Source organism: Agreia sp. VKM Ac-1783 (assembly GCF_900177765.1).
Lineage (GTDB): Bacteria > Actinomycetota > Actinomycetes > Actinomycetales > Microbacteriaceae > Agreia.
Map to the genome: position 1 here is coordinate 35,855 of NZ_FXWI01000006.1, position 24,372 is coordinate 60,226.

Sequence of the window (24,372 nt, forward strand, 5' to 3'; positions counted from 1 at the left end):
CCCCGCCCCTACGCCTGTCCGAAGAGTTGGCGCTGGCGGCCCAGCCCGTCGACCTCGACCTCGACCACGTCGCCCTCGGCGATGTACGGGAACCGACCCGAGAGCGCGACGCCCTCGGGCGTGCCGGTGAGAATCACGTCGCCGGGGTCGAGCGCCAGATACTGGCTGAGGTGCCAGACGAGGTAGTCGACGTCGAAGATGAGGTCGGCGGTGGTCGAGTCTTGACGCGGTTCGCCGTTGACCCAGCTGCGCAGTCGCAGCCCGCCGGCATCGACCTCGTCGGCCGTGACGAGCCAGGGCCCGAGAGGCGTGAAGCCCGGGGCCGACTTGCCCTTGCTCCATTGGCCGCCCGACTCCGCGAGCTGGAAGTCGCGCTCAGAAAGGTCGTCGGCCGTGACATAGCCCGCGATGTGCCGCGCTGAATCTGCCGGCGAATCGAGGTACAGCGCACGCCTGCCGATGACCACGCCCAACTCGACCTCCCAGTCGGTCTTGACGCTGCGCCGAGGAATGTCGACGTCGTCGAAGGGGCCGCTCACCGAGTTGGTGGTCTTGAGAAAAAGGATCGGGCGCTGCGGCGGCTCGGCGCCCGACTCGGCGGCGTGAGCGGCGTAGTTCTGACCGATGCACAGGATCGCGCCCGGCCGCGCGACCGGCGAACCCACACGCAGATCCGCCGCTCCGTCGAGCACCGGCAGCGTGCCCGCGTCGCGGGCGGCGGCGATCTCATCGAGCACGGTGGATGCGAGATGGGCGCCATCGAGATCGATCACGATGCCGCGCAGGTCGAGGTAGCGATCGCCGTCGACCAGCACGGGGATCTCCTGGCCGACGGGGCCCAGTCTGGCGAGTTTCATCGGTGCTCCCTCTTCATCAGTCTCGACGGCCGAGCAGGTACGACGTGATCTGAGCGGAGAGCTCTACGTCGATCGCGCGCTCCATGCCGTCGAGCCTGTTGATCGGCACGGCCTGTCGCACACTCGACACCAACCACAGCGCGTCGGCAGAAAGGAGATCGGCGACCGGGATGACCGCGTACTCCGTTTTCATGCCCTCAGCTTGCGCGAACTCGAAGACGCTCGCCTGGGTTGTTCCGGGGAGAATGCCCTGATCTGTCCGAGGGGTCACGAGCGTGTCGCCTTTTCTCAGGATCACGTTCGCCGTCGGGCCTTCGAGAACGAAGCCGTCGCTCGAGGTGAAGATCACGTCGTCGGCGTCGCGACGCTCAGCCTCGCGCAGTGCAGCGCGGTTGATGGCATACGACAGGGTCTTGGCACCCTGGAGCAGCCACGGCGAGGTCTGCGCGACATCGTGCCTCAGACCGCGATCGAGGGTGACCACGCGGATTCCCTCGGTGCGCTCGCGCGTGAAGTCGGCCGCTGCGGCCGCGTAGACCCAGCCGGTCGGCACACCGGTGCCCTCGATGCCTCGGGTCATCACGGTCTTGATGTAGAGCTCGGGCAGATCGTCATGTGCCTCGATTGCCTCGAGGATCCCTTGGCGGTAGAGGCCCAGATCTGGTTCGGGCAGATCGAGGAGACGCGCCGAGCGCGCGAAGCGATCGAGGTGTGCCTCGAGAGCCTGAGCACGGCCATCGCACACACTGATGGTCTCGAAGATGCCGTCGCCGCGGGTCACCCCGAGATCCATGACGGAGACGTGCTGTGCGTCGGGATCGGCCCTCACGCATCCGGAATCGACAGAGACGAGAAACAGAACGGGGCGCGACGAACTCATACCAAGAAGCTACTCGCCCCGGGCGACACCCGGGGCTAGCATCGAGCCATGATCGTCGTGACTACCAATGAGATTCCCGGCCACCGCATCGATGCCGTCTTCGGAGAGGTGATGGGCCTCACCGTGCGATCGCGCGACATCGGCGCGCAGTTCACCGCCAGCTTCCGTGCCCTTGGAGGAGGAGAACTTCCCGAGATGACCAAGGCCCTCTACGAGAGTCGCCAGGAGGTCATGCACCGTATGGTCGTCGAGGCCGAGAGCAAGGGGGCGAACGCCATCGTCGCCATGCGCTTCGACACATCGGAGATGGGCACCAACTGGACAGAGGTCTGCGCCTACGGCACCGCCGTCTTCGCGATTCCGCTCGGCCGAGGAGAGGCCGGCTCCACCGGCCAGTCGGCCTACCTCGTCGACGCCGCCGCCGGCGCACAGACCCCGCCAGCCGCAGATCAGGCGTGACCTGCCCACATCGAGAGGCGCTGCGGCGTCGTTCGGCGTAGCTTTGTCATCATGCGCGAAGAACAGGCCCACATCATCAAGGCCCTCACCGTCTTGCCCACGATCGACGCCGCGGCCGAGGTCGAACGCCGCACGTCGTTTCTCGTCGACTACCTGCGCCGAACGGGAGCGAAGGGTCTCGTGCTCGGCATCAGCGGCGGGCAGGACTCGTCGCTCGCCGGACGTCTGTGCCAACTCGCGATCGAGAGGCTCCAGGGCGAGGGCGTCGAGGCCACGTTCATCGCCGTGCGTCTGCCCTACGGTGTTCAGGCCGACGAAGACGACGCTCAACTCGCTCTGAGTTTCATCAAGCCCGAGCGCGTCGTCACCTTCGACATCAAGCGCGGAGTCGACGGCATCGCCGCCGAGTTCGCCGACGCCGTCGGAACTCCGATCACCGACTTCAACAAGGGCAACGTCAAGGCTCGCACCCGCATGATCGCCCAGTACGCCATCGCCGGAGACGCCGGTCTGCTGGTCGTCGGCACCGACCACGCCGCAGAGGCCGTGACCGGCTTCTTCACGAAGTTCGGCGACGGCGGCGCCGATATCCTGCCGCTGTCGGGCCTCACCAAACGACAGGGCCGGGCGCTGCTCGAAGCGCTGGATGCGCCCGAGCGGCTCTACCTCAAGGCCCCGACGGCGGATCTGCTCGACGACACCCCCGGCCAGACCGACGAGGCGAACCTCGGCCTCACCTACACCGACATCGACGACTTCCTCGAGGGCAAAGACGTCGAGGCCCGCGTGGCGGACGCCATCATCGCCCGGTACGCCGCGACGGAGCACAAGCGCTCCCTGCCCGTCGGACCGGCCGATTCGTGGTGGAAGTAGCACACGGCTACTCAGTCGCTGTCGTCGCCTGCTCAGTTCGGCTCGCCTTGTTGCTCAGGTGCGTGACGAGAGCTGTGAGAGACCGATCGTGCCTGCCAGCATGGTGATCGCCCCGCAGTGCAGGGCTCAGATCGATTCCGATCCGACCCCGACGATCACGAAAGGCCTCACCAGCTCATGTCCACCACCACGCATCGCAGACTCACACCGGTCGCCGCCGCCGCATCCTTGATGATCGGGCTGTTCGCCCTCACCGGCTGCAGCGTCCTCGACACGGTCTTGCCCAAAGACGAGGCCGTTCGCGACGACAAGACCAGCGAGGTCACCGAAGCCGGCCAGGCCGATGTCTTCACGATCGCCGTGGGCGACTGCTTCAACGACGTCGACGCCGAGGAGATCAGCGAGGTTCCCGTGGTTCCCTGCGACCAGCCGCACGACTACGAGGCCTACAGTGCATTCGACCTCGCAGGCGATGAGTTCCCCGGCGACGAGGCAGTCACGCAGCAGGCCGGCGACGGCTGTACTCCGCCCTTCGCCGAGTTCAACGGCGTCGGCTACGACGACTCCACCCTGTACCTCGGCTATCTCCTTCCCACCGAAGACAGCTGGAACGAACAAGCCGACCGCGAGGTGCTCTGCTACATCTACGAAGAGAACGTGCAGACAACGGGAACCCTGAAGGGCGCCGCCCGCTAGCGTAGACGGGCCGCCTGCTCGTGCCGCTATGGTCGGTGCATGGCATCCAGTTACGACTTCTTCATCTCCGGCGATCACGATGCGGCGAAGACCCTCATCGGTGACGCGCTCACCGCCGAGGGATTCACCATCACCATGAACGTAGACGGCGGCTTCCACGCCGTTCGCGGCAGCACCGCCGCCACCGTTCTCTGGGGAGGACTCGCGGGCAAGAAGCTGCACATGGCCTTCGACACGCAGTTCTTCGTCGACGACAAGGGCCAGCTGGTCGCGCGCCTCTCGCGCGACCTCGCCGTCGGCGCCCTCAAAGGCGGAGCGATCGGTGCGACGAAGACGGCCAACGCGTTCGAAGCCACGTCGCACGCCGTCGGCACCGCCCTCACGAATGCCGGCGTCCTGACCGGGAGCCTCGCCAACTAGTCGACGAGCCCCGCCTCACAGCACGAAGCGGTATCCCATGCCGGCCTCGGTCAGCAGGTGCCGTGGTCTGGCCGGCTCCTGCTCGAGCTTCTTGCGCAACTGAGCGAGATAGACGCGCAGATATCCGGAATCGTTCGTGTGGTTCGGCCCCCAGACCGCGGTCAGCAGAGAGGCTCGGGTCACGAGCCTGCCGGGGCTTCGCACGAGCGTCTCGAGAATGATCCATTCCGTCGGAGTGAGCCGAACTGTCTCGTCGCCACCGGCATCCGTTCTTCTCGTCACCTGCTTGGCCGACAGGTCGATCGTGACATCGCCAAACGTCACGAGGGCCTCATCGCCCGCGGTGGGCACACGTCGCGTCAGGGCTCGGATGCGCGCGAGCAGTTCGTCGATCGCGAACGGCTTGGTGACATAGTCGTCAGCGCCGGCATCGAGGGCCAACACCTTCTCGGCACCGTCGGTTCGCCCCGACACCACGAGAATGGGAACCTGCGACCAGCCGCGGAGCCCCTCGATCACCTCGATGCCATTCAGCTTCGGCATTCCGAGATCGAGCATGACCAGATCGGGATGCTGGTCGATCGCCGCGTTGAGCGCCTCGGCTCCGTCGTGGGCCAGAACCACGTCGTAGCCGCGCGCGCGCAGCGTCACAGAGAGCGCCCGAAGGATCTGCGGGTCGTCGTCGGCTATCAGAATCTTCATGGTTTCCCCTCGACGTGCTCCTCGGACGGCTTCGCGGAGTCAGGCGCCATGGGCAGCGACACGACCATGGTCAGACCACCGCCCGGGGTGTCTTCGGCCTCGATGGTTCCGCCCATGCCCTCGACGAACCCCTTCGAGAGGGCGAGACCGAGGCCCAGGCCCGTGGAGTTGTCGGTGTCTCCCAGTCGCTGGAACGGCACGAACACCTCGTCGCGTCGGTCACCCGGAATACCGGGACCGGTGTCGACGACGCGAAGCTCCACCCGCCCCTGAAATCCGCTGGCAGAGAGTCTGACCCGCGTGTCAGCGGGGGCGAATCGCACCGCATTAGACAGCAGATTCACGAGCACCCGCTGCAGCAGCACCGGGTCGGCGAGAACGGGCGGCAACGTGTCGGCGGCGAGAGCCAACTCCACCGATTCCGGGCCGAGTCCCAACTCGTCGAGGGCAGGCACGATCACATCGTCGACGTCGAGCGGAATGAGCGACACGGCCAGCACCCCCGCCTCCACCCGGCTCACGTCGAGCAGGTCGGTGACGAGTTCGGCCAGGGTGTCGAGGCTCTCCTGAGCGGTGTCGAGCAGCTCGGCCTGATCGGCGCCGCTCAGCTCGACCTGCGTGGAGCGCAACCCGCTCACGGCCGCCGTCGCAGCGGTCAACGGGCGCCGCAGATCGTGGCCGACGGCGGCGAGCAGAGCGCTGCGCATCCGATCCGCGACGGCCAGCGGCTTCAACTCCTGGGCCGTGGCCGAGAGGTCGCTGTGCTCGAGGCCCTGTTCGATCTGTGCCGCGATCACGCCCAGCAGCCGTCGTTCGGATGCCGCCAGGTCGGGCCCGCGCAGCTCGAGCACGGCGCGATCGCCGACCGGCACGGACGAGACGAGCCCGTTCGTCGAGCCCGTCGAGACGGCATTCCCTTCGACAGGCTCGGGGAACGGCCCCGTAGACACCGCCAGGATGCTGCCGTCCGATGCTTTGAGGCGCACCTCGTCGAGCCGGAACGCCTCGCGGGTGCGAGCAAGCAGGGCCTGCAGCGCATCTTCGCCACGCAGCACGCTTCCCGCGACCGTGGCGAGCAGCTCGGACTCGGCGGCCGCTCGACGCGCCTGCCGCGAGCGCCGTGCGGCCGTGTCGACGACCACGCTCACGAGCACGGCGTTGACCACGTAGAGCGCGAGTGCAAGCAGGTGGAGGGGTTCGCTGACCGTGATCGTGTAGAGCGGGGAGACGAAGAAGAAGTCGAGCGTGAGACCCGACAGCAGGGCCGCGAAGAGCGCGGGCCAGATGCCACCGAGCAGTGCCACGAGAACGACGAGCAATTGGAAGGTCAGCACGTCGGAGGTGATCGACTCGTCGCTGCGCAGAACGACCAGCAGCCAGGTCACCAGGGGGCCGCCGACGAGGGCGAGGGCGAAGCCCAGCAGGCGGCGACGCATGGTGAGCGAGCCGCTGAACTTCGGCAGAGACAGGCGGCCGCCGGCGGCAGCGTGGGTCACGATGTGCACGTCGATATCGCCGGAGGCGCGAACGACCGTGGAGCCGATTCCCGGCCCGGAGAGGGCAGCGCTCAACCTGCTGCGGCGGCTGACGCCGATCACGAGCTGGGTCGCGTTGACCCCGCGCGCGAAGTCGACCAGTGCAGCCGGGATGTCATCGCCGACGACCTGGTGGAATGTTCCGCCGAGCGACTCGACGAGCACGCGCTGGGCGGCGAGCGCCCCCGGATGCGCCGCGCGGAGGCCATCCTGGCTCGTCACGTGCACCGCGAGCAGGTGTCCACCGGCCGACCGGGCCGCGATGCGCGCGCCCCGTCGCAGCAGCGTCTCGCCCTCGGGGCCGCCAGTGAGCGCGACGACGACGCGCTCTCTGGCCTCCCACGTGTTCGAGATGCCGTGGGCGGCACGGTAGTTGGTGAGCGCCGAGTCGACCTCGTCGGCCAGCCAGAGCAGGGCGAGCTCGCGCAGCGCCGTGAGGTTGCCGAGCCGAAAGTAGTTCGAGAGGGCGGCGTCGATGCGCGCCGCGGGGTACACGCGTCCGTCTGCGAGGCGGTCGCGTAGCGCCTGCGGGGCCAGGTCGACGACCTCGAGCTGATCGGCCGAGCGCACGACCTTGTCGGGCACGGTCTCCTGCTGGCGCGCTCCCGTGATCTGCTCGACGACGTCGGTGAGCGACTCGATGTGCTGGATGTTGACGGTCGTCATCACGTCGATGCCGGCATCCAACAGCGTCTCGACGTCTTGCCAGCGCTTCTCGTGCCGCGACCCCGGCGCGTTGCTGTGCGCCAGTTCGTCGACGAGGGCGACACTCGGATGCCGCTCGAGCACGGCGTCGAGATCCATCTCGCTGAGCGTCACTCCCCGATGCGTCACCGACAGGCGCGGCACGACCTCGAGGCCGGCGAGCATGCGCGCTGTAGCTGAACGTCCGTGGGTCTCGACGACCGCCACGACCACGTCTCGACCCTCGGCGGCGAGCCGAGCGCCCTCCTCGAGCATCGTGTAGGTCTTGCCGACACCGGGCGCAGCTCCGAGCAGCACGCGCAGACGGCCGCGCCCCATGATCAGCCTGCCATCGAAGAGAGGGCGAGGTTCAACTCGAGCACGTTGACGGTCGGGTCTCCGAGGATTCCGAGATCGCGACCCTCGACGAACGACTCGACGAGCGCCGCGACCTTCGCCTCGGGCAGGTCGCGTGCCTCGGCGACGCGGGCCACCTGCAACCGCGCATACTCAGGGCTGATCTGGGGGTCGAGACCGGATGCCGACGCGGTCACGGCGTCAGCGGGAACCTCGGACTCCGACACGCCTTCGAGTTTAGCCACCGCGGCTCGACGGTCGCCGATCGCCGTGATGAGGTCGGCGTTCTCGGGGCCGAGGTTGCTGCCGCTCGACGCGGTGCCGTCGTATCCGCTGCCCGCAGCAGACGGCCTCGACTGGAACCACTGCGGAAGCGCATTGCCGTCGGCGTCGGTGAAGGACTGCCCGATGAGGGCCGAGCCGACGACCCGGCCGTCGGCATCCGACACCGGCTGGCCGTCGGCCTGCGCCGGCAGCGCCAGTTGGCCGATGCCGGTCACCACGGCCGTGTAGCCGACGCCGAGAACAAGGGTGAACACCGCCATCGCCCGAAGGGCCACCCAGTACTGACGGCCGGAACGTGAACGTGAACTCATTTTCGTGCTTCTTTCTTTGTATGCGCTGGTCGAGTAGGCCGCCTGCGGCCGTAGCGAGACCTAGAAACCAGGGATCAGGGTGACGACGAGGTCGATCAGCTTGATGCCGATGAAGGGTGCCACGACTCCGCCGAGTCCGTAGATCAGCAGGTTGCGGCCGAGGATGCGCGAGGCCGACAGCGCCCGGTACTTCACGCCGCGGAGTGCCAAGGGCACGAGCACCACGATGATGATCGCGTTGAAGATGATCGCCGAGAGGATCGCCGAGGCGGGCGAGTGCAGCTGCATGATGTTCAGCAGCGCGAGCCCCGGGAACACCCCCGCGAACATCGCGGGAATGATCGCGAAGTACTTGGCCACGTCGTTCGCGATCGAGAAGGTGGTGAGCGCACCACGGGTGATGAGCAGCTGCTTGCCGATGCGCACGATGTCGATGAGCTTGGTCGGGTCACTGTCGAGGTCGACCATGTTGCCGGCCTCCTTCGCGGCCGAGGTACCGGTATTCATCGCGACTCCCACGTCGGCCTGGGCCAGCGCGGGCGCATCGTTGGTGCCGTCACCGGTCATGGCGACGAGGTTGCCGCCCTCCTGCTCGCGCTTGATCAGCTCGAGCTTCTGCTCGGGCGTCGCCTCGGCGAGAAAGTCGTCGACCCCGGCCTCGGCTGCGATGGCCTTCGCGGTGAGCGGGTTGTCTCCCGTGACCATCACGGTGCGGATGCCCATGGCACGCAGCTCGGCGAACCGCTCGGCGATGCCCTCCTTCACGATGTCCTTCAGATAGACGACACCCAGGATGCGGGCTTCGCCCGGCTGCTTTCCGACGGGCGGCGCCTTCACGGCGACCACCAGGGGCGTGCCGCCCGCGTTCGAGATGCGGTGCACCTGCTCGTCGAGCTGCGCCACGGTCGACGAGGCCGCTGTTCCCGACTCCTCGACCCACGCGAGCACGGCCGAGCCGGCACCCTTGCGGATCTGCGAACCGTCGGGAAGGTCGAGTCCCGACATGCGGGTCTGCGCGGTGAACGGCACGATCACGCCATCGATATCGTCGGGCGTCACGAAGCCCTTCGTCTCGGCGAGCACCACGATCGACTTGCCCTCGGGGGTGGGGTCTGCGAGCGACGAGCTGGCGGCCGCCTCGATGAGCTCCAGCGGGGCGACACCGTCGAGGACCGAGAACTCGGCGGCCTGGCGGTTTCCGTAGGTGATCGTTCCGGTCTTGTCCATGAGCAGCGTGGTCACGTCGCCCGCCGCCTCGACAGCGCGGCCCGACATGGCGAGCACGTTGTGCTGCACCAGACGGTCCATTCCGGCGATGCCGATGGCCGAGAGCAGCGCGCCGATGGTGGTCGGAATCAGGCAGACGAGCAGCGCCACCAGAACGGGCACGCTCACCGAGGCCGCGGAGTAGCCCGCGATCGGGTTGAGCGTCAGCACCACGACCACGAAGATGACCGACAGACTGGCGAGAAGGATGTTGAGGGCGATCTCGTTCGGCGTCTTCTGCCGTGACGCGCCCTCGACGAGCGCGATCATGCGGTCGACGAACGTCTCGCCGGGCTTCGAGGTGATGCGCACGACGATGCGGTCCGACAGCACGCGGGTGCCGCCGGTCACGGCGCTGCGATCGCCGCCCGACTCTCGCACGACCGGTGCTGACTCGCCTGTGATCGCGGATTCGTCGACCGAGGCGATGCCCCACACGATGTCGCCGTCGCCGGGAATCAGCTCGCCGGCGGTGACCACGACGTGGTCTCCGAGAGTGAGCTCGGCGCTCGAGACGGGACGTGTCTCGGCACGCAGGCCACCGGCATCCGACTCGCTGTCATACGACGCGATCACGTTCGCGGTCGTCGAGGTGCGGGTCTGGCGCAGGCTGTCGGCCTGAGCCTTGCCGCGACCCTCGGCGATGGATTCGGCCAGGTTCGCGAAGACCACGGTGAGCCAGAGCCACACGGCGATTCCCGCGGTGAACGTGGCCGGTACGGGCGAGCCGCCGGATGAGGCCGGCCCTCCGAGAAACGGCTCGGCGACGGCCAGCAGGGTCGTGAGCGCGGCGCCGACCTCGACGACGAACATCACGGGGTTGTGCCACATCTGGCGCGGATCGAGCTTGCGCAGGGCCCCGGGAAGCGCGGGGATGACTGTTGCAGTGAGCATGGACATAGCTGTGGTTACAGCCCTTCAGCGAGTGGAGCGAGTGCGAGAACGGGGAAGTAGGTGAGGGCCGACACGATGATCGTGACGCCCACGAGCAGGCCCACGAACTGCGGACGGTGCGTGGGCAGAGTTCCCGCGGTAGAGGGGATCTTGGGCTGCGCGGCGAGCGAGCCCGCGAGCGCCAGCACCAGCACGATCGGAATGAAGCGGCCGAACAGCATGGCCGCGCCGAGAGCGGTGTTGAACCAGGGGGTGTTCGCCGTGAGGCCCGCGAAGGCCGACCCGTTGTTGTTGGCCGCCGAGGTGAACGCGTAGAGCACCTCGCTGAGGCCGTGCAGCCCGGGGTTCAGGATCGACGTGCCCTCGACATCGGCTCTGACCGCCGGAATGGCGAAGCTCAGAGCGGTGCCGGCGAGCACCAGGGTGGGGGTGACGAGGATGTAGAGGCTCGCGAGCTTGATTTCCCGCGGGCCGAGCTTCTTGCCCAGGTACTCGGGGGTACGTCCGACCAGCAGGCCGGCGATGAAGACCGCGATCACCGCGAGGATCAGCATTCCGTAGAGGCCCGAGCCCACGCCTCCTGGTGCGACCTCGCCGAGCATCATGTTGATCATCGGCATCATGCCGCCGAGCGAGGTGAACGAGTCGTGCATCGAGTTGACCGCGCCGGTCGACGTGAGTGTCGAGGCCGAGCCGAAGAGGGTCGACGTGGCGATGCCGAAGCGCGTCTCCTTGCCCTCCATCGCCGCACCGGCGAGTTGCGGAGCCGTGCCCGCGCCGCCCAGCTCGAACAGGGTCAGCGCCGTGAGCGACACCACGAAGATGGTCGCCATTGCAGCCAGGATCGCGTAGCCCTGGCGCTTGTCGCCCACCATCGCGCCAAAGGTGCGGGGAAGGCTGAACGGAATGGCGAGCATCAGCACGATCTGAACGAGGTTCGTGAACCCGGTGGGGTTCTCGAACGGATGAGACGAGTTGGCATTGAAGAAGCCGCCACCGTTGGTACCGAGCATCTTGATGGCCTCCTGGCTGGCGACAGGCCCGCCGGGGATGCTCTGCGCCCCGCCGCTCAGCGTGGTCACATCGGTGAAGCCGGCGAAGTTCTGGATGACTCCTCCCGCGACCAGCACGATCGCGACCAGTACCGCGAGGGGCAGCAGAAGACGCAGGATGCCGCGGGTCAGGTCGACCCAGAAGTTGCCGAGGGTGCCCTGGCGGGTGCGGGCGAGGCCGCGCACGAGGGCGATGGCCACGGCGATTCCGACCGCGGCAGAGACGAAGTTCTGCACTGCGAGGCCGGCGAGCTGCACGGTGTAGCCCATGGTCGCCTCAGGCGAATAGCTCTGCCAGTTGGTGTTCGTGACGAACGAGACGGCCGTGTTGAACGACAGCCCCTCGGGAATGGCCGGCAAGCCGAGCGAGTATGGCAGCACAGCCTGCGCCCGCTGGATCGCGTAGACCAGCAGTACACCGATGAGCGAGAACGCGAGCACGCTGCGGAGGTAGGCCATCCAGCTCTGCTCGGCGCGGGCATCCACACCGATGAGCCGGTAGAAGCCGCGCTCGACGCGCAGGTCCTTCGTCGACGAGTAGATGTGGGCCATGTAGTCGCCGAGCGGACGGTGAATGACGACGAGAACGAGGGCGAGGGCGCCGACCTGCAGGATTGCGAGAAGTGAAGAGTCCATCTAGAACTTCTCCGGCTTCACGAGTGCGTAGACGAGATACGCGAGGGCCGAGACGGCGAGCACCGCCGCGAGCGTGTCGAAGACGATCACAGCTTCGACACCCCCCAGGCGATGACGCCGACGAGCGCGAACGCGGCGAAGATGCCGAGAACGTAGACGAGGTCGAGCACGGAAAACTCCATCGGATGATGTGACGTGACGCGCCCCGGCCGGGGTCGCTCATCCGAGTAGATACCTGCTTTCGAGCGTCATCCCGCGCCCTAACGGATTCCTAACGGCCGTCCCGGGCATCCATACGATGTCGATACGGCTGTGCCTGTTCCCTGAGCCTGTCGAAGGCAGCCCCCGCACACCGCGCTGGTCGACCAGCCGCCCTTCGACAAGCTCAGGGAACGACTCCTCTTCACGACGAAGGCCCCGGGTTCGTCACCCGGGGCCTTCGTTCGTTGTGTCGCTTCTAGTCGCGCAGCTTCTCTTTGTATTCGTTCTTGGCTTCAGTGGCATCGCGCTCGGCTTCGGCTCGCTTCACGTCGCCCTCCGCACGCTTGACCTCGGCCTCGGCCCGAACCTCGTCGGCCTTGTCGCTGAGGCGCTCTTTCGCGTCGTCGACCGCCTCGCCGATCTTCTTACCGGTGGCCTCTGCAGCATCTTTGGCGTTCTCGAGAAAACTCATGGTTCGTTCCTTCCGGTTGACTGACTCCACCGTATGAGCGGGCGCTGGGAATTCGCGGAAAGCATGCTGGCCCCACGCTTCACGCGTCGAAGCGACGCCGACTCTCCTCGATCTCGGCCTGGTGAAGCTGTGTCCATCCGATGAAGGCGCGCACGGGTTCGCTGAGCGTCTCGCCCAGTTCGGTGAGCTCGTACTCGACCCGCGGAGGCGACTCCGGGTAGCTCGTGCGACTGACGAGACCGTCTCTCTGCAGGGAGCGGAGCGTGCGCGTCAGCATCCGGTGCGAGATGCCCTCGACGTCGTGCATCAGAACGGTGAAGCGCGTCGGGCCGCCGTCGAGGGCGCGGATCACGGGCATCGACCAGCGGTCGCCGGTCATGGTGAAGATGTCGCGCACGAGGTTTCGAGTGGAGGGGACCTCGCACGCCTTGTCGAGTCCCTCGACGGATTGCGCAGCGGTTGCGATCGACAGTGCCGTCATAACGCGAGACTTCCCTTCGTGTGCGTGACGCACTCGAAAGTGCGCGGTCGGAGACGGGACTAAATCACGCCCTCGACCTCTTCGTATGACTGACAACGTGCGTTAGGCACGAAAAGTTCCTAAGGAGAGAAACCCCGATGACCAAGATCGCAATCATTCTCGGCAGCACGCGCCCCGGACGCAACGGAGAGGCCGTGGCGAAGTGGGTTCGCGACATCGCCGTGAAGCGCGACGACGCGACGTTCGAGCTCGTCGACCTGGCCGACTTCCCGCTGCCGCACCTCGATGAGCCCGGCTCCGCCGCGTGGGGTGTCTACCAGAACGAGCACACCAAGGCCTGGTCGGCGAAGATCGACGAGTTCGACGGCTTCGTCTTCGTGACCCCCGAGTACAACCACTCCACCTCCGGCGTGCTGAAGAACGCACTCGACTACCTCTACAAGGAGTGGAACAACAAGGCGGCCGCCTTCGTGAGCTACGGCGGGGTCGGCGGAGCCCGCGCGGTCGAGCACCTGCGTCTCATCGCATCCGAGCTGCAGCTGGCGACGGTTCGCGCCCAGGTCGCGATCTCGCTCATGACCGAGTTCGAGAACTACACGACCTTCACACCCGGTGACCACCTGCTGCCGCAGGTCGACACCATGCTCGACCAGCTCGTGGCCTGGTCGAAGGCTCTCGAGCCGCTGCACACCGCCACGACGGCCGACAGCGACGACGTCGACGAGACCGTCGCCGCCTGACCGAGTGACTCCGGTCGGCCCATCACCGGATGCGATGGGCCGGCCCGGTCAGCCCCGAACCTTCTCGACGCGGCGCCGCAGGCCCGCGCGCACCGACGGCCACTCGCTCTCGACGATCGAGAACACGACGGTGTCGCGCAGAGTTCCGTCACCCGTGCGGGTATGGCTGCGCAGTACGCCGTCTTGCTTCGCACCCAGCCTCGCGATGGCCTCGCGCGACTGCTGGTTCATCCAGTTCGTACGGAACTCGACGGCCACGCATCCGAGTGTCTCGAAGGCGTGCCCGAGAAGAAGCAGCTTCGAATCGGGGTTCGTGCCCGTTCCGTGAGCCGAGGCTGCGTTCCAGGTGAAACCGATCTCGAGCCGGGGCGTCGAGTGGTCGATGTCCATGTACGTGGTCATGCCGATCACGCGGCCCGGCTCTCCCGTCTCGCGGTCGCGCAGGCGAGTGACGAACGGCAGCATCGAGCCCCCTTCCTGCAGCCGCAGCCTCCGATCGATCTCGGCCCGCATCCCCTCGGGCGATGGCACCGTCGTGTAGAAGAGCTTCCAGAGCTCGCCATCGCGCACCGCATCCACCAGCCCGTCGTGGTGGTCGTGACTGAGCGGCTCGAGAACGACGTGGGTTCCGGTGAGAGTGACGGGGGAGATCGTGAGTGTCATGCATCCGATACTGCTGGAGCAAGTGGATCAGAACGTATGCCACTATGGGCGAGTTCCATGAGACCAGTTGGGAGGATCGCCATGCGGCACGCACGCGCAGTCGACATCGTCGAGATGATCGCACCGGATGGCCCCGGCTCCCCGCGCGACCGCTTGTCCGCGGGCCTCCGCGCGGCCATCCTCAGCGGGCGGATGCGCCCGGGCGACGCGGTCCCATCGAGCCGCGCCGTCGCATCCGCCGTCGGAGTCGCGCGCGGCACCGTCGTGCGCGTCTACGACGAACTCTCGGGCGAGGGATATCTCGATACCGTTCACGGCTCGGGCACCTTCGTGTCGACGAGCGTGCCGATGCGAGAGCTGCACGCCCGGAACGATCCGGGCGAACGAACGGCGAGCGCAGACAAGGCCACGCCGACGACCGACCCCTCGAGCCCGCCCATCGAGCTGCGCCCCGGCATCCCCTCGACCGCGTCGATCACGCGTGGCGACTGGGCCGCCGCCTGGCGTCGCGCAACCGCCGGCGAGGTCGCCTCCGTGTACCCGCCCGCGGCAGGGCTGCCGGCCCTGCGCGAGCAGATCGCACGGCACCTGTTTCACTCTCGCGGGCTCGCGTGCGACCCCGACGAGGTCATCGTCACCTCCGGGGCGCGCGAGGGGCTCGCGCTTGTCGCGCTCGGGCTCGCGGCTCAGCACGGCCGACTGCTGCGGGTCGGATGCGAGAACCCGGGTCACGTAGGCAGCCGCGCGGTGCTCGCGCGGCTCGGCGCCGAACTCGTGCCCATCGATGTCGTCAACGGCGGAGTCGACTTCGACGCCGTGCAGAGCGCGAGACTGACCGCCCTGCTGGTCACGCCCAGCCACCAGTATCCGCTGGGCGGCAGCCTCGACGTGGGGCGCCGGCTGCAGCTGCTCGAGTGGGCCGAGCGAACGAACGCGATCATCATCGAAGACGACTACGACAGCGAGTTCCGGCACGCCGGACGCGCGCTGCCGTCGATCGCGTCGCTCGACGACTCCGGCCTCGTCGTGCACGTCGGCAGCTACTCGAAGGTCATCACGCCGTGGCTGCGATGCGGGTACGTGGTGGCGCGCGATCCGGCTGTGCGCGCCGCGATTCTGGATGCCCGGGCCGACGTCGGCGAAACCGTGTCGGGCATCCCGCAGCAGGCGCTGGCGCACTACCTCGACAGTGGCGGACTCAGCCGGCACCTCGCCCGCACCCGCCGCGCATACGCACACAAGCGCGCCCTGGTGGTGGATGCGCTCGACGGCGACGTCGGGTCGCCGCTCGTGCTCAGCGCCCTCGACGGCGGACTACACGCGGTGCTCTCGTCGCCCGCGGGCACGGGGAACGCAGATCTGGCCGAGCGCCTGTCGCGCCGCGGCGTCGCCGTGACCGAGCTCGCCAGGCACTACTTCGGGCAGACCGCTGCCGACCGCGAAGGGATCGTCTTCGGCTACGGCGCTGCGACCGACCTCGATCTTCAGTCGGCGCTCGTCGCGATCCGACGCGAGATCGTCTGATTGGTCGGCTATTCGCTCGGCTTCTGAGAAACCGTGATGGTCACCGTCGGTCGCCCCCGACTGCCGGCGCCCGGGTCGACGGCGTCGAGCGCCGCGGTGACGCCATCCGACAGCTCGATCGACTCCCCGACGGTCACCGTGACGGCCCGATCACCGGATGCGGGACGCAGAAGGAGGCGAGCCTTCGAGACGCCGTCGCGCGTCGCCGCATCGATGATCCCGATGCGCAGCCCCGCGATCGTCGGCTGCGATCCCTGCTCCGCGGTGACGGTCTCGGTGTCTGTCTCCGTGTTCTCAGAAGTACTCATCGCATCCTCACTTCGTCGAGCCCGTGTAGGCGTTGGTGAAATTGTCCTTGTACTCCTGCTCGGTGAGCCAGACGTCACCATAGCGGTGGTCGCCGTCCTCGCCAGTCAGATTGCCCCCGTTGGGCCCCCATGGATTCAAGACATGAATCATCTGTTCCGTCTTGCCCGTGTCGGGGTTCACGTGATTTTCGACGGCGTCGACCATGTATGCGTGGTTGGGAACGATGCCGTCGTCGTCGATTTCGTCGTCAAACCACCACAGGGTGTCGTCGTTCTCCGTCGTGACGGAGACGGGTCCGTCTGCGAGGTGTTCGCTGATCTCATTGAGGTTCGACTCACCGAGGTCGGTCGACTTGTTACCCGTGATGGCCTCGAAGGCGTCGTTCGGCCATCCACCGTCGATGTCGTCGTAATTGCCACCGAAGTACTCGGCCGCCGCCTTCTCGTAGATGGATAGCCAGTTGTCGTGGCCGTCGGCATCTTTCACCGACTTGACCGGCACGGTCGGCTCGACCTGGATGTAGTTCGGCTCCCCGTCTTTGTAGAACTTGACCGTCCACGTGCCGTCCGGGTTCTGCCACATATGCTCGCGGATCCACTCGGGGTCGCTGCCGGCGACAGCACCGGCCGCCGCGAGGAACCAGCAGTCTCCGACCTGGCCTTGAGCCATATTGGTCGGGTCGAGCGCCTCCTCATCTAACGGAATAGGGCCATCGATGTCCCTGTACTCGCCCATTCCGTCGTGAGGATCCGGGTCGCCCGGCTTGTCACCGACGCCCCCACCCCTCGGGTGATCCGACGTAGAGCCGGAGCCGCCCGGACCGTCGCCATCCGTCGACGTCGTCTCTTGCTGGTCTGCGTTGGTGCGCAATGCGGCCGCGGCGTGCATCAACCCGCCACTCGCCCGGTGAAGACTGCCCTTCAACGTCGAGTTCCACAGGCTTGTGAACTCTGCACCGTCGGGACCGTGCCATGGCGTCTGGGCCAGACATCCGGAGAGCGTCGCCATGGCACCGTCGAGTTGCTGGCCGCTGGAATCGACGAGCTTGGCGAGGGCCCTCAGCTCGGCAACGTCTGCTCCGTAGAACGAGCCCATCGCATCCTCATCTCTCGCCCGACAAGCCGCCGGTAGTGGTCATGCCGGCTGGTCCTGCCGGATGGAGCGAGCGTAACGAGTCATACAAGACGGGTCGATGGGTAGATCTCCCCATCCGCCGACATCCTCGCCCTGAGTACGCTGGCTGCATGACTCCCGTGCCCCGACTCGCAGCCGCGCTCGTTGTGACCGCCGCCCTGGTGGCCCTGTCGGGATGCGCGGCCTCCGACCCCTCCCCGAGCATGGATTCCGCGGCCGCCGCTGAACGCTACGAACCGGTGATGGACGACGTCGTGGCGGCACTCGAGCAGAAATACCCCGACATCGCATGGAGCGACGACGACGAGACCCGTGTCGTGGCCGATGGTGACCGGTGCACCTTCGTGGTGGCAACGCAGCGAGGCGAACCGTCACTACGGGAGACGTCCGGCGGGTGGGACGCGGTGGCAGATGTGATCAATCCCGTGCTCACAAACCACGATCTCGATTCCCTGTCGGAACAGAAGCTCGAGGGCGGCTGGACCGGAGTTGCATCTCGCGACGACAGTGGGGCCACGCTGGACATCTCCGACAAGACGTACACGCTCATCGAGTTGTCGGTTGCCGTAACCGACACCGACTGCTGAGAGGACCAGTCCTGTGTCGCCACAACGACCGCGTCGCCGCGGCTATGCCTTGGGCGTCGTCATCGCCCTGCTGGGTGCATTGCTGATCGCTGCCACGATCATCTGGCAGTGGCGGCACATCCCCTACGGGCTGGGCATTGCCGCGCTGGCTATCGGATGCGCGATTCTCATCGCCGTGGCCATGCGCCGAGTGGTGTGGAAGGTGATCGCCGGCGTTGCCGTGGGCGCCCTCGTCGTGGCCGGTGGCGTGGTCGCCCTGACCGGCATCTCATCGAACACCCTGCCCCATTGGGATAGGAGGGTCTTCGAAGGGGTGTCCGGGTTCTCTGCCCGCTCGGGCGATCTGCTCATCTCTGGAGGGACCGCCTATGACGCAGCCTCCGGAGACATCGTGTGGAGCATCGATCGCGGGATTATCGATCCCATGCTCGTCCGCTCCGACATCGTTGTTCTGACCACCTCCGATGAGACGATCGCGGTCGAACCGTCGACCGGAGACGAACTCTGGCGCTCCCCCCTATCCGCACGAGGAATTGCCGCAAGCGGTGACATTCTCGTGGTCTCGCATGCCGTGTCCGACACGGAATTCGAAGCCCTTGGGCTCGATCTGACGACCGGCGAGACGGTCTGGCAACGCCCTGGCCGCCCCGTGATGGAGTGCGATCTCGGACCGATCGATCGATACTCCGTCGCCCCCGAGGGATCTCACGTGATCGTCGACCACGAGGGCGGCCCGGCGGAGGTTCTCTCTGTGGCCGACGGCAGCACCACAGTCGCGAACGTGGACTGCTCCGGATCCTCGAGGCTGGTCGGCGACGTCCTCCTCCAGACAGACGGCGACACCCTCCTGGGCAGGTCCCCCTCAGACGGCACGCAACTCTGGTCGACGCCCGTCGACGAGCCGTGGATGGTGGAAGGCGACGGACCCGAGATCTTTACCACCAGCGAGGCACTCGGGGACTCGATCGAACTCACGGCGATCGACGTCGCCAGTGGTCGAGCACACACGGTGGAACCGCCGGCCGGGAAGATCAGGTCGTTGTCGAGCACAGAACGCTACCGTTCGGCCGATGTCTGGGTCGTCGTCGACCTCGACACGGGCGCGGCGATGTGGAACCCGGGCACTGACGCCTTCGTCACCATCCCCGACGCCGAGTCCATCGACGACTACAACATCGACGCGTACTCGGGATGGATTGCGCTGAGCGGTCGGACTCGAGACTTCACGGGCGACGTGACCCGCCTCTGCTGGGCACTGTCACCCGACGGAGAGCTCTTCGGCCCCGCACCAGGACCGGGATGCTACGTCGACGAAGGCATCATGGACGCCGGTCATGCTGTCTATCCCCTGACGTGAGAGTCGGCGCCACGGCAAGCCTGTAGCGCGCCGGCGTCGTGCCGAATCGAGCCTTGAACGCCGTGATGAAGCTACTCACCGATTCGTAGCCGACCGCCCGCGCGGCGTGCTGAACCTCATCGCCGTCCCCCAGCATCCGGGCCGCCGCATGGAGCCGCGCCCGCACGCGCCACTCGCGGAACGAACTGCCCGTATCGGCCAGGAACGCTCGAGCCAGTGTCTTCGAGCTCACACCCGACGAGAGCGCCCACGCCGCGAGCGACCGCTGGTCTGCCGGATGCGCGAGCAATGACGACGCGACGGCTCGGGCGCGCGGGTCGCGCGGCAACGCCACGGCGTCGTGCTGCGCCGGGGCGTCCGCGAGCAGATCGGCAAGCAGTTGCCGAACCTGCTGGCGCCGCGCAGCATCCGGCGACGCATCTACGAGGTGCAGCATCAGCGCTCCCGCGAGCGCCTCCCCTTGCAGGGCGCGAGGTCTGCTCCACGAGTCACCGCTCGGCCTCAGAGCCGTGTCGGCGTAGACGCTGATCAATTCGCCCGGCTCGTCGAAGGCCATCTCGTGGCTGATGCCGGCGGGGATCCATGCGAGGTGCTCTCGACGGAGGTGCCAGCGTTCGCCTTGGACGGAGAGTTCCATCGAGCCGGAGACCATCCAGGCGAGCTGATCCTCCTGATGCTGGTGGGTGGCGAAGAGGGTTCCCTGGTCGACCCGAGAGCGAGAGGCGAAAAAAGGGGCGTCTGTCTTATCGGGAACATCGGGTGACGCATCCGTTGCCTTCTCGGGCAGCAAGTATGTGGCAGCGGACATGGGGATGTCGTTCCTCGGATAGTTCTGTCTTCTCAGGGCGATGGCGCGTCAAGCTTAGGCAAGGCTAACCTGTGTTCGCATCACGACGCACCCGACGATGCCCCTCACGACGAAGGACCCATGAATACGATCTCCCCGGCCCGCCCGCGCGCAGCCTCCCTCGCCCGTCGACTTCTCACACTCTCCGCAATCATCAGCCTGAGTGGCGCCGCTTTGACCGGCTGCGCGACGTCTGCCGAGGCCGCCGCCGACAACCCGAACTACACGACAGAGCCGAGCGACAGCTTTCCCGTGACCGTCGAGCACCAGTTCGGCGAGACCGTCATCCCGTCCGAGCCACAACGCGTCGTCGTCGTCGGCCTGACCGAACAAGACATCCTGCTCGAGCTCGGCGTCGCTCCCATCGCCACTACCGAGTGGTACGGCGAGCAGCCCTACGCCGTGTGGCCGTGGGCCACCGATCTGCTGGGCGACGCCAAGCCGACCGTGCTCGACCAGACCGACGGCCTCGAATTCGAGAAGATCGCGTCGCTGAAGCCCGACCTCATCGTGGGAACGAACGCGGGTCTCACCGAAGACGCGTACAAGAAGCTCGCCGCCATCGCACCGACCGTCACGGGCGTCGAGGGCTCAGGCCTCTACTTCTCCGATTGGCAGGACCAGACCCGCCAGGTGTCCAAGGCGATGGGCCGATCCGCCGAGGGCGAGGCGTTGATCGAGGGCGTCGAGACGGCCTATGCCGAGGCTGCCGCCGCGCATCCGGAGTTCGCCGGGCTCACGGCCAGCTTCTCGCAGGGCGTTCCCTACGACGGCAACCTCTACGTCTACCCCGACGGGCTCAACACCGACTTCCTCACCGACCTCGGCTTCGTGATGACACCCGGACTCGAGAAGTACGCTCCGGAGGAGGGCCAGCAGGCGCTCATCTCGCCCGAGAACATGAGTCTGATCGACGCCGACGTGATCGTCTTCGCCACCGAGAGCGACGACGGCGTCAAGGAGATCCTCGACTTCGGCACCACCTCGAGCCTCAGCGCGGTCACCGGCGGACACGCGGTGTTCAGCAACCCCGAGCTGTCGGGTGCCATCTACTTCCTCACTCCCCTGAGCCAGAAGTACGTCCTCGAGAAGCTCGTTCCACGCCTGGTCGACGCTGTCGACGGCACCGCGCCGCAGAGCGTCGAGGGCTGAGCTGAGCACCCTCGCGGTGCGCACTCCCCGCGCATCAGACAGGCGCCGGATGCTCGGCCTGGCCGCCGCGGTCGGCGCACTGATCGCGGCGGTCGTGCTGAGCATCGTCGTCGGCTCGAACCAACTCGGGCCGGCCGAACTCTGGCACGCGCTCACGGCCTACAGCGGAACGACCACTGATCAAGTCGTGGTCGATCTGCGAGTGCCGCGCACCGTCGCGGCGCTCGTGGTGGGTGCCGGACTCGGTGTGGCGGGAGCCGTCATCCAGGCACTCACCCGCAACCCTCTCGGCGACCCGGGCATCCTCGGTGTCGATGCCGGGGCCGGGCTCTTCGTCGCGATCGGCGTGCTGCTGGGCGCGGCAAGCCCGGTGCAGTATCTGCCCTTCGCATTCGTCGGCGCTTTTGTGGTGACGGTGCTGGTCTACGTCGTCGGTTCGGCCGGTCGCGGCGCACCCGATCCGATCCGCCTCACACTCGCGGGCGTGGCGTTGGCCGCCGTGCTCACGGGCATCACGACCGCCATGACGCTGCTCGACCCGGTGACCTTCAACAGGCTGCGCGCCTGGAGCGCCGGCTCGTTCATCGAGCGCGGTTTCGATGTGATCCTGCCCGCCCTTCCGTTCGTGGTGGTGGGCGTTCTGCTCGCGCTCTTCTGCGCACGGCCGCTCAACACCATGGGGCTCGGTGATGACCTGGCATCGTCGCTCGGCACGAACATCGTGCGCACCCGCGTCATCTCGGTGGTCGCCATCACGCTGCTCACCGGCGCAGCCACGGCGATCGCCGGGCCTGTCGCGTTCGTCGGGCTGATGGTGCCGCACATCGCCCGCTGGATCGTGGGGCCCGACCAGCGCTGGATCATCCCGTACTGCGTCGTGATCGCTCCGGTCGTGCTCCTGGTCTCGGATGTGATCGGCCGCGTCATCCTGTGGCCGAGCGAGGTACCCGTCGGCGTCGTGACCCCGTTCGTCGGGGCGCCCGTGCTCATCCACCTCGTGCGCCGGGCGAAGGCGAGTTCGCTATGAGCCGCGTCGATTTCGGCTCGCGCACCGCCGTGCTGCGGCGGGGCCCTTTCTCGATTCGGTTCCGGATGCGCACCGCGCTCATCGGCGCAGCACTGGCTCTGGCGACGGTGGTCGTCGCCATTCTCGCCCTCTGCCTCGGCGACCTGCCGCTGAGCCCGGTCGATGTGGTGTCGGCACTGCTGGGCTCTCAGGAGGGGCTCGCGCACCTCGTGGTGTTCGAATGGCGGCTGCCGCGAGTGCTCAGCGCCATGGTGTTCGGAGCGGCGTTGGGCGTCTCGGGTGCCATCTTCCAGTCGCTCACTCGCAATCCGTTGGCGAGTCCCGATGTGATCGGCCTCTCTGCCGGGTCGTACGCCGGCGGTCTCATCATGATCATCGTGTTCGGAGTCGGCGCGGGCTCTGTGCCCGTGGCGGGCGGGGCGATCATCGGAGGCCTGCTCGCGGCCGCCGCCGTCTACGTGCTCGCGTACCGCAACGGCATGCACGGGTTCCGTCTGATCGTCGTGGGCATCGGTGTCTCGGCCATGCTCGAGGCGCTCGGCGTGTATCTGATTCTGCGCGCGAAGCTCGAAGTCGCCATGGTGGCGAGCGTGTGGGCGCTGGGCTCGCTCAACCCGGTGGGCTGGGCGCAGCTCGTTCCCGCCGTCGTCGTGGTCGCCGTCGTCTTCGTCGCGCTGGGCACTCTGGTGGGGCCGATGCGACAGCTCGAGCTCGGCGATGACGCGGCCCGATCGCTCGGCTCGAGGGTGGAGCCGGCACGGCTGTGGCTCGTCGTGTGCGCGGTCGCGCTGAGCGCGGTCGTCACGGGCGCCGCTGGCCCGATCGCGTTCATCTCGCTGGCCGCACCGCAGATCGCGAAACGAATCACGCGAACCGCCGGGATCGCCCTCGTACCCTCGGCGCTCGTCGGAGCACTGGTTCTGACGGCGTCGGATATCGTCGCCCAGTTCGCGCTGCCCGACAACCTGCCCGTCGGGCTCGTCACCGTGGTCGGCGGCGGCGGCTACCTGGTCTGGCTCCTCATCCACGAAGTCCGGAGACGACGTTGACCCTTCATTCCCCCGCTTCCATCTCCGCGTCGCCGAGGCTCGCGGCCTCGGACATCACCATCGGCTACGACCGACGGGTGATCTCCCGAGAGCTGTCCGTCGAGATTCCCGACGGCTCGTTCACCGTGATCGTCGGACCGAATGCGTGCGGCAAGTCGACACTGCTGCGAGCTCTGTCGAAGCTCATCGTGCCGAGTGCGGGTCAGGTGGTGCTCGACGGGCGCTCGATCTCGTCGTACAAGGCTCGAGAGGTGGCGCGCGTGCTGGGCCTGCTGCCGCAGACGTCGCTGGCACCAGACGGCATCACGGTGGCCGACCTCGTGGCTCGCGGGCGGCATCCGCACCAGGGGTTCATGCGGCAGTGGTCGCCGGCCGACGAGGCCGCCGTCATCGCGGCGATGGATGCGACCGGGGTGACCGAGCTCTCGGGTCGGCACGTCGACGAGCTCTCGGGCGGTCAGCGACAGCGAGTGTGGGTGGCGATGGTACTCGCGCAACAGACTCCCCTGATGCTGCTCGACGAACCCACGACCTTCCTCGACATCGCGCATCAGATCGAGCTCATGGAGCTGTTCACCGACCTCAATGAGCAGGGCACCACGCTCGTGGCTGTGCTGCACGACCTCAACCAGGCGGCCCGCTATGCGACGCACCTGATCGCCATGAAAGACGGATCGGTCGTGGCACAGGGAGCCCCGTCTGAGATCGTGACGGCGTCGCTGGTCGAGGAGGTGTTCGGGCTGCGCTGCGTCGTGGTGCCCGACCCGGTGACGGGCATGCCCTCGGTCGTGCCGATCGGGCGCGAACGAGCAAACCGGTGAACCCACACGCTTCCGGCTCACGTCGGCGTTGGGCTCCCCGGATGCTGCTCCAGGCGCCCGGAGAGCCTCCTCGCACACGACCCCTCCGCGTCGACGACGCC

At 67.2% G+C, this 24,372-nt stretch carries 26 protein-coding genes; 12 read left to right on the forward strand and 14 right to left on the reverse strand.

Annotated elements, in window-relative coordinates; all coding sequences use genetic code 11:
- Positions 1-8: 8 nt before the first annotated feature.
- A complete protein-coding gene (locus CCK87_RS17235; RefSeq protein WP_086462665.1) occupies positions 9-857 on the reverse strand; it encodes a fumarylacetoacetate hydrolase family protein in 849 nt (282 codons plus the stop codon).
- Positions 858-873: 16 nt separating this feature from the next.
- Entirely contained in the window at positions 874-1,737 is an 864-nt protein-coding gene (locus tag CCK87_RS17240) for an aminodeoxychorismate lyase (protein WP_086462666.1), read from the reverse strand.
- Positions 1,738-1,785: 48 nt separating this feature from the next.
- On the opposite strand from CCK87_RS17240, the gene CCK87_RS17245 reads away from it, so the two are divergent.
- The 4 genes from CCK87_RS17245 (at position 1,786) to CCK87_RS17260 (ending at position 4,185) form a co-directional block, all read left to right on the forward strand.
- A complete protein-coding gene (locus tag CCK87_RS17245) occupies positions 1,786-2,196 on the forward strand; it encodes a YbjQ family protein (RefSeq protein WP_086462667.1) in 411 nt (136 codons plus the stop codon).
- 51 nt (positions 2,197-2,247) lie between these two features.
- A complete protein-coding gene (nadE, locus tag CCK87_RS17250) occupies positions 2,248-3,069 on the forward strand; it encodes an ammonia-dependent NAD(+) synthetase (RefSeq protein ID WP_086462668.1) in 822 nt (273 codons plus the stop codon).
- Positions 3,070-3,246: 177 nt separating this feature from the next.
- Positions 3,247-3,765, forward strand: a complete 519-nt coding sequence (locus CCK87_RS17255) for a septum formation family protein (protein WP_086462669.1) — start codon at positions 3,247-3,249, stop codon at positions 3,763-3,765.
- A 39-nt stretch (positions 3,766-3,804) separates the two neighbouring features.
- The gene (locus CCK87_RS17260) at positions 3,805-4,185 is read left to right on the forward strand and encodes a hypothetical protein (RefSeq protein ID WP_086462670.1); all 381 of its coding nucleotides are present in this window, start codon (positions 3,805-3,807) and stop codon (positions 4,183-4,185) included.
- Between the two features lie 15 nt (positions 4,186-4,200).
- Here CCK87_RS17260 and CCK87_RS17265 read toward each other — a convergent pair whose 3' ends face one another.
- From CCK87_RS17265 to CCK87_RS17300, 8 genes are all read right to left on the reverse strand, one after another.
- The gene (locus CCK87_RS17265; RefSeq protein WP_086462671.1) at positions 4,201-4,887 is read right to left on the reverse strand and encodes a response regulator; all 687 of its coding nucleotides are present in this window, start codon (positions 4,885-4,887) and stop codon (positions 4,201-4,203) included.
- Entirely contained in the window at positions 4,884-7,445 is a 2,562-nt protein-coding gene (locus tag CCK87_RS17270; protein ID WP_086462672.1) for an ATP-binding protein, read from the reverse strand. The genes CCK87_RS17265 and CCK87_RS17270 overlap by 4 nt, the downstream gene beginning before the upstream one ends.
- Positions 7,446-7,447: 2 nt before the next feature.
- Positions 7,448-8,059 carry a potassium-transporting ATPase subunit KdpC gene (kdpC, locus tag CCK87_RS17275; RefSeq protein ID WP_086462673.1) on the reverse strand — a complete coding sequence of 204 codons (612 nt, stop codon included), beginning with the start codon at positions 8,057-8,059 and terminating at the stop codon, positions 7,448-7,450.
- A 60-nt stretch (positions 8,060-8,119) separates the two neighbouring features.
- On the reverse strand, positions 8,120-10,219 hold the full coding sequence (gene kdpB, locus CCK87_RS17280; RefSeq protein WP_249273966.1) for a potassium-transporting ATPase subunit KdpB: 2,100 nt from the start codon (positions 10,217-10,219) through the stop codon (positions 8,120-8,122).
- Between the two features lie 14 nt (positions 10,220-10,233).
- Positions 10,234-11,907, reverse strand: coding sequence for a potassium-transporting ATPase subunit KdpA (gene kdpA, locus CCK87_RS17285; protein ID WP_086462675.1), 1,674 nt, complete (start codon positions 11,905-11,907; stop codon positions 10,234-10,236).
- Positions 11,908-11,997, reverse strand: a complete 90-nt coding sequence (locus CCK87_RS17290) for a potassium-transporting ATPase subunit F (protein ID WP_104279474.1) — start codon at positions 11,995-11,997, stop codon at positions 11,908-11,910. It abuts the gene before it with no gap.
- Positions 11,998-12,364: 367 nt separating this feature from the next.
- Positions 12,365-12,580: a hypothetical protein gene (locus tag CCK87_RS17295; RefSeq protein WP_086462676.1), complete on the reverse strand. Its 216-nt coding sequence runs from the start codon at positions 12,578-12,580 to the stop codon at positions 12,365-12,367.
- A 79-nt stretch (positions 12,581-12,659) separates the two neighbouring features.
- Entirely contained in the window at positions 12,660-13,061 is a 402-nt protein-coding gene (locus CCK87_RS17300) for a helix-turn-helix domain-containing protein (RefSeq protein WP_086462677.1), read from the reverse strand.
- Positions 13,062-13,198: 137 nt separating this feature from the next.
- Here CCK87_RS17300 and CCK87_RS17305 point away from each other — a divergent pair, with 137 nt between their 5' ends.
- Positions 13,199-13,801, forward strand: a complete 603-nt coding sequence (locus tag CCK87_RS17305) for an NAD(P)H-dependent oxidoreductase (RefSeq protein ID WP_086462678.1) — start codon at positions 13,199-13,201, stop codon at positions 13,799-13,801.
- 48 nt (positions 13,802-13,849) lie between these two features.
- Here CCK87_RS17305 and CCK87_RS17310 read toward each other — a convergent pair whose 3' ends face one another.
- Positions 13,850-14,464: a GNAT family protein gene (locus tag CCK87_RS17310; protein WP_086462679.1), complete on the reverse strand. Its 615-nt coding sequence runs from the start codon at positions 14,462-14,464 to the stop codon at positions 13,850-13,852.
- An 81-nt stretch (positions 14,465-14,545) separates the two neighbouring features.
- On the opposite strand from CCK87_RS17310, the gene CCK87_RS17315 reads away from it, so the two are divergent.
- Positions 14,546-15,988 carry a PLP-dependent aminotransferase family protein gene (locus tag CCK87_RS17315; protein ID WP_170927340.1) on the forward strand — a complete coding sequence of 481 codons (1,443 nt, stop codon included), beginning with the start codon at positions 14,546-14,548 and terminating at the stop codon, positions 15,986-15,988.
- Positions 15,989-15,996: 8 nt separating this feature from the next.
- On the opposite strand, the gene CCK87_RS17320 is transcribed toward CCK87_RS17315, so the two are convergent.
- Both CCK87_RS17320 and CCK87_RS17325 read right to left on the reverse strand, forming a co-directional pair.
- Positions 15,997-16,296, reverse strand: coding sequence for a hypothetical protein (locus tag CCK87_RS17320; protein ID WP_086462681.1), 300 nt, complete (start codon positions 16,294-16,296; stop codon positions 15,997-15,999).
- A gap of 7 nt (positions 16,297-16,303) precedes the next feature.
- Positions 16,304-17,392: a C2 family cysteine protease gene (locus tag CCK87_RS17325; protein WP_086462682.1), complete on the reverse strand. Its 1,089-nt coding sequence runs from the start codon at positions 17,390-17,392 to the stop codon at positions 16,304-16,306.
- A gap of 149 nt (positions 17,393-17,541) precedes the next feature.
- Between CCK87_RS17325 and CCK87_RS17330 the strand changes: the two genes are divergently transcribed.
- Together CCK87_RS17330 and CCK87_RS17335 are read left to right on the forward strand one after the other, a co-directional pair.
- Positions 17,542-18,018 (forward strand): hypothetical protein, encoded by a 477-nt coding sequence (locus tag CCK87_RS17330; RefSeq protein ID WP_086462683.1) that lies wholly within the window; start codon positions 17,542-17,544, stop codon positions 18,016-18,018.
- Positions 18,019-18,031: 13 nt separating this feature from the next.
- Positions 18,032-19,375: a PQQ-binding-like beta-propeller repeat protein gene (locus CCK87_RS17335; RefSeq protein WP_140162918.1), complete on the forward strand. Its 1,344-nt coding sequence runs from the start codon at positions 18,032-18,034 to the stop codon at positions 19,373-19,375.
- On the opposite strand, the gene CCK87_RS17340 is transcribed toward CCK87_RS17335, so the two are convergent.
- Positions 19,338-20,183, reverse strand: coding sequence for an AraC family transcriptional regulator (locus CCK87_RS17340; RefSeq protein WP_086462685.1), 846 nt, complete (start codon positions 20,181-20,183; stop codon positions 19,338-19,340). The genes CCK87_RS17335 and CCK87_RS17340 overlap by 38 nt on opposite strands.
- A gap of 120 nt (positions 20,184-20,303) precedes the next feature.
- Between CCK87_RS17340 and CCK87_RS17345 the strand changes: the two genes are divergently transcribed.
- From CCK87_RS17345 to CCK87_RS17360, 4 genes are read left to right on the forward strand one after another with little or no spacing between them, the layout of a single operon-like run.
- Positions 20,304-21,374: an ABC transporter substrate-binding protein gene (locus CCK87_RS17345; RefSeq protein WP_086462686.1), complete on the forward strand. Its 1,071-nt coding sequence runs from the start codon at positions 20,304-20,306 to the stop codon at positions 21,372-21,374.
- 16 nt (positions 21,375-21,390) lie between these two features.
- On the forward strand, positions 21,391-22,401 hold the full coding sequence (locus CCK87_RS17350; RefSeq protein ID WP_249273967.1) for an iron chelate uptake ABC transporter family permease subunit: 1,011 nt from the start codon (positions 21,391-21,393) through the stop codon (positions 22,399-22,401).
- The gene (locus tag CCK87_RS17355) at positions 22,398-23,450 is read left to right on the forward strand and encodes an iron chelate uptake ABC transporter family permease subunit (protein WP_086462687.1); all 1,053 of its coding nucleotides are present in this window, start codon (positions 22,398-22,400) and stop codon (positions 23,448-23,450) included. Before CCK87_RS17350 ends, CCK87_RS17355 begins: the two co-directional genes overlap by 4 nt.
- Positions 23,447-24,271 carry an ABC transporter ATP-binding protein gene (locus CCK87_RS17360; protein ID WP_249273968.1) on the forward strand — a complete coding sequence of 275 codons (825 nt, stop codon included), beginning with the start codon at positions 23,447-23,449 and terminating at the stop codon, positions 24,269-24,271. The genes CCK87_RS17355 and CCK87_RS17360 overlap by 4 nt, the downstream gene beginning before the upstream one ends.
- Positions 24,272-24,372 lie beyond the last annotated feature (101 nt).

Bases quoted from the DNA above. Each gene is read 5' to 3' on its own strand.
- kdpB (WP_249273966.1), bottom strand. From the start codon at position 10,219: ATGCTCACTGCAACAGTCATCCCCGCGCTTCCCGGGGCCCTGCGCAAG.
- CCK87_RS17295 (WP_086462676.1), bottom strand. From the start codon at position 12,580: ATGAGTTTTCTCGAGAACGCCAAAGATGCTGCAGAGGCCACCGGTAAG.
- CCK87_RS17270 (WP_086462672.1), bottom strand. From the start codon at position 7,445: ATGGGGCGCGGCCGTCTGCGCGTGCTGCTCGGAGCTGCGCCCGGTGTC.
- CCK87_RS17300 (WP_086462677.1), bottom strand. From the start codon at position 13,061: ATGACGGCACTGTCGATCGCAACCGCTGCGCAATCCGTCGAGGGACTC.
- CCK87_RS17315 (WP_170927340.1), top strand. From the start codon at position 14,546: ATGCGGCACGCACGCGCAGTCGACATCGTCGAGATGATCGCACCGGAT.
- CCK87_RS17255 (WP_086462669.1), top strand. From the start codon at position 3,247: ATGTCCACCACCACGCATCGCAGACTCACACCGGTCGCCGCCGCCGCA.
- CCK87_RS17245 (WP_086462667.1), top strand. From the start codon at position 1,786: ATGATCGTCGTGACTACCAATGAGATTCCCGGCCACCGCATCGATGCC.
- CCK87_RS17340 (WP_086462685.1), bottom strand. From the start codon at position 20,183: ATGTCCGCTGCCACATACTTGCTGCCCGAGAAGGCAACGGATGCGTCA.
- CCK87_RS17240 (WP_086462666.1), bottom strand. From the start codon at position 1,737: ATGAGTTCGTCGCGCCCCGTTCTGTTTCTCGTCTCTGTCGATTCCGGA.
- CCK87_RS17345 (WP_086462686.1), top strand. From the start codon at position 20,304: ATGAATACGATCTCCCCGGCCCGCCCGCGCGCAGCCTCCCTCGCCCGT.
- CCK87_RS17310 (WP_086462679.1), bottom strand. From the start codon at position 14,464: ATGACACTCACGATCTCCCCCGTCACTCTCACCGGAACCCACGTCGTT.
- CCK87_RS17235 (WP_086462665.1), bottom strand. From the start codon at position 857: ATGAAACTCGCCAGACTGGGCCCCGTCGGCCAGGAGATCCCCGTGCTG.
- CCK87_RS17265 (WP_086462671.1), bottom strand. From the start codon at position 4,887: ATGAAGATTCTGATAGCCGACGACGACCCGCAGATCCTTCGGGCGCTC.
- CCK87_RS17260 (WP_086462670.1), top strand. From the start codon at position 3,805: ATGGCATCCAGTTACGACTTCTTCATCTCCGGCGATCACGATGCGGCG.
- CCK87_RS17305 (WP_086462678.1), top strand. From the start codon at position 13,199: ATGACCAAGATCGCAATCATTCTCGGCAGCACGCGCCCCGGACGCAAC.
- CCK87_RS17325 (WP_086462682.1), bottom strand. From the start codon at position 17,392: ATGGGCTCGTTCTACGGAGCAGACGTTGCCGAGCTGAGGGCCCTCGCC.
- kdpC (WP_086462673.1), bottom strand. From the start codon at position 8,059: ATGAGTTCACGTTCACGTTCCGGCCGTCAGTACTGGGTGGCCCTTCGG.
- CCK87_RS17330 (WP_086462683.1), top strand. From the start codon at position 17,542: ATGACTCCCGTGCCCCGACTCGCAGCCGCGCTCGTTGTGACCGCCGCC.
- CCK87_RS17320 (WP_086462681.1), bottom strand. From the start codon at position 16,296: ATGAGTACTTCTGAGAACACGGAGACAGACACCGAGACCGTCACCGCG.
- kdpA (WP_086462675.1), bottom strand. From the start codon at position 11,907: ATGGACTCTTCACTTCTCGCAATCCTGCAGGTCGGCGCCCTCGCCCTC.
- CCK87_RS17355 (WP_086462687.1), top strand. From the start codon at position 22,398: ATGAGCCGCGTCGATTTCGGCTCGCGCACCGCCGTGCTGCGGCGGGGC.
- nadE (WP_086462668.1), top strand. From the start codon at position 2,248: ATGCGCGAAGAACAGGCCCACATCATCAAGGCCCTCACCGTCTTGCCC.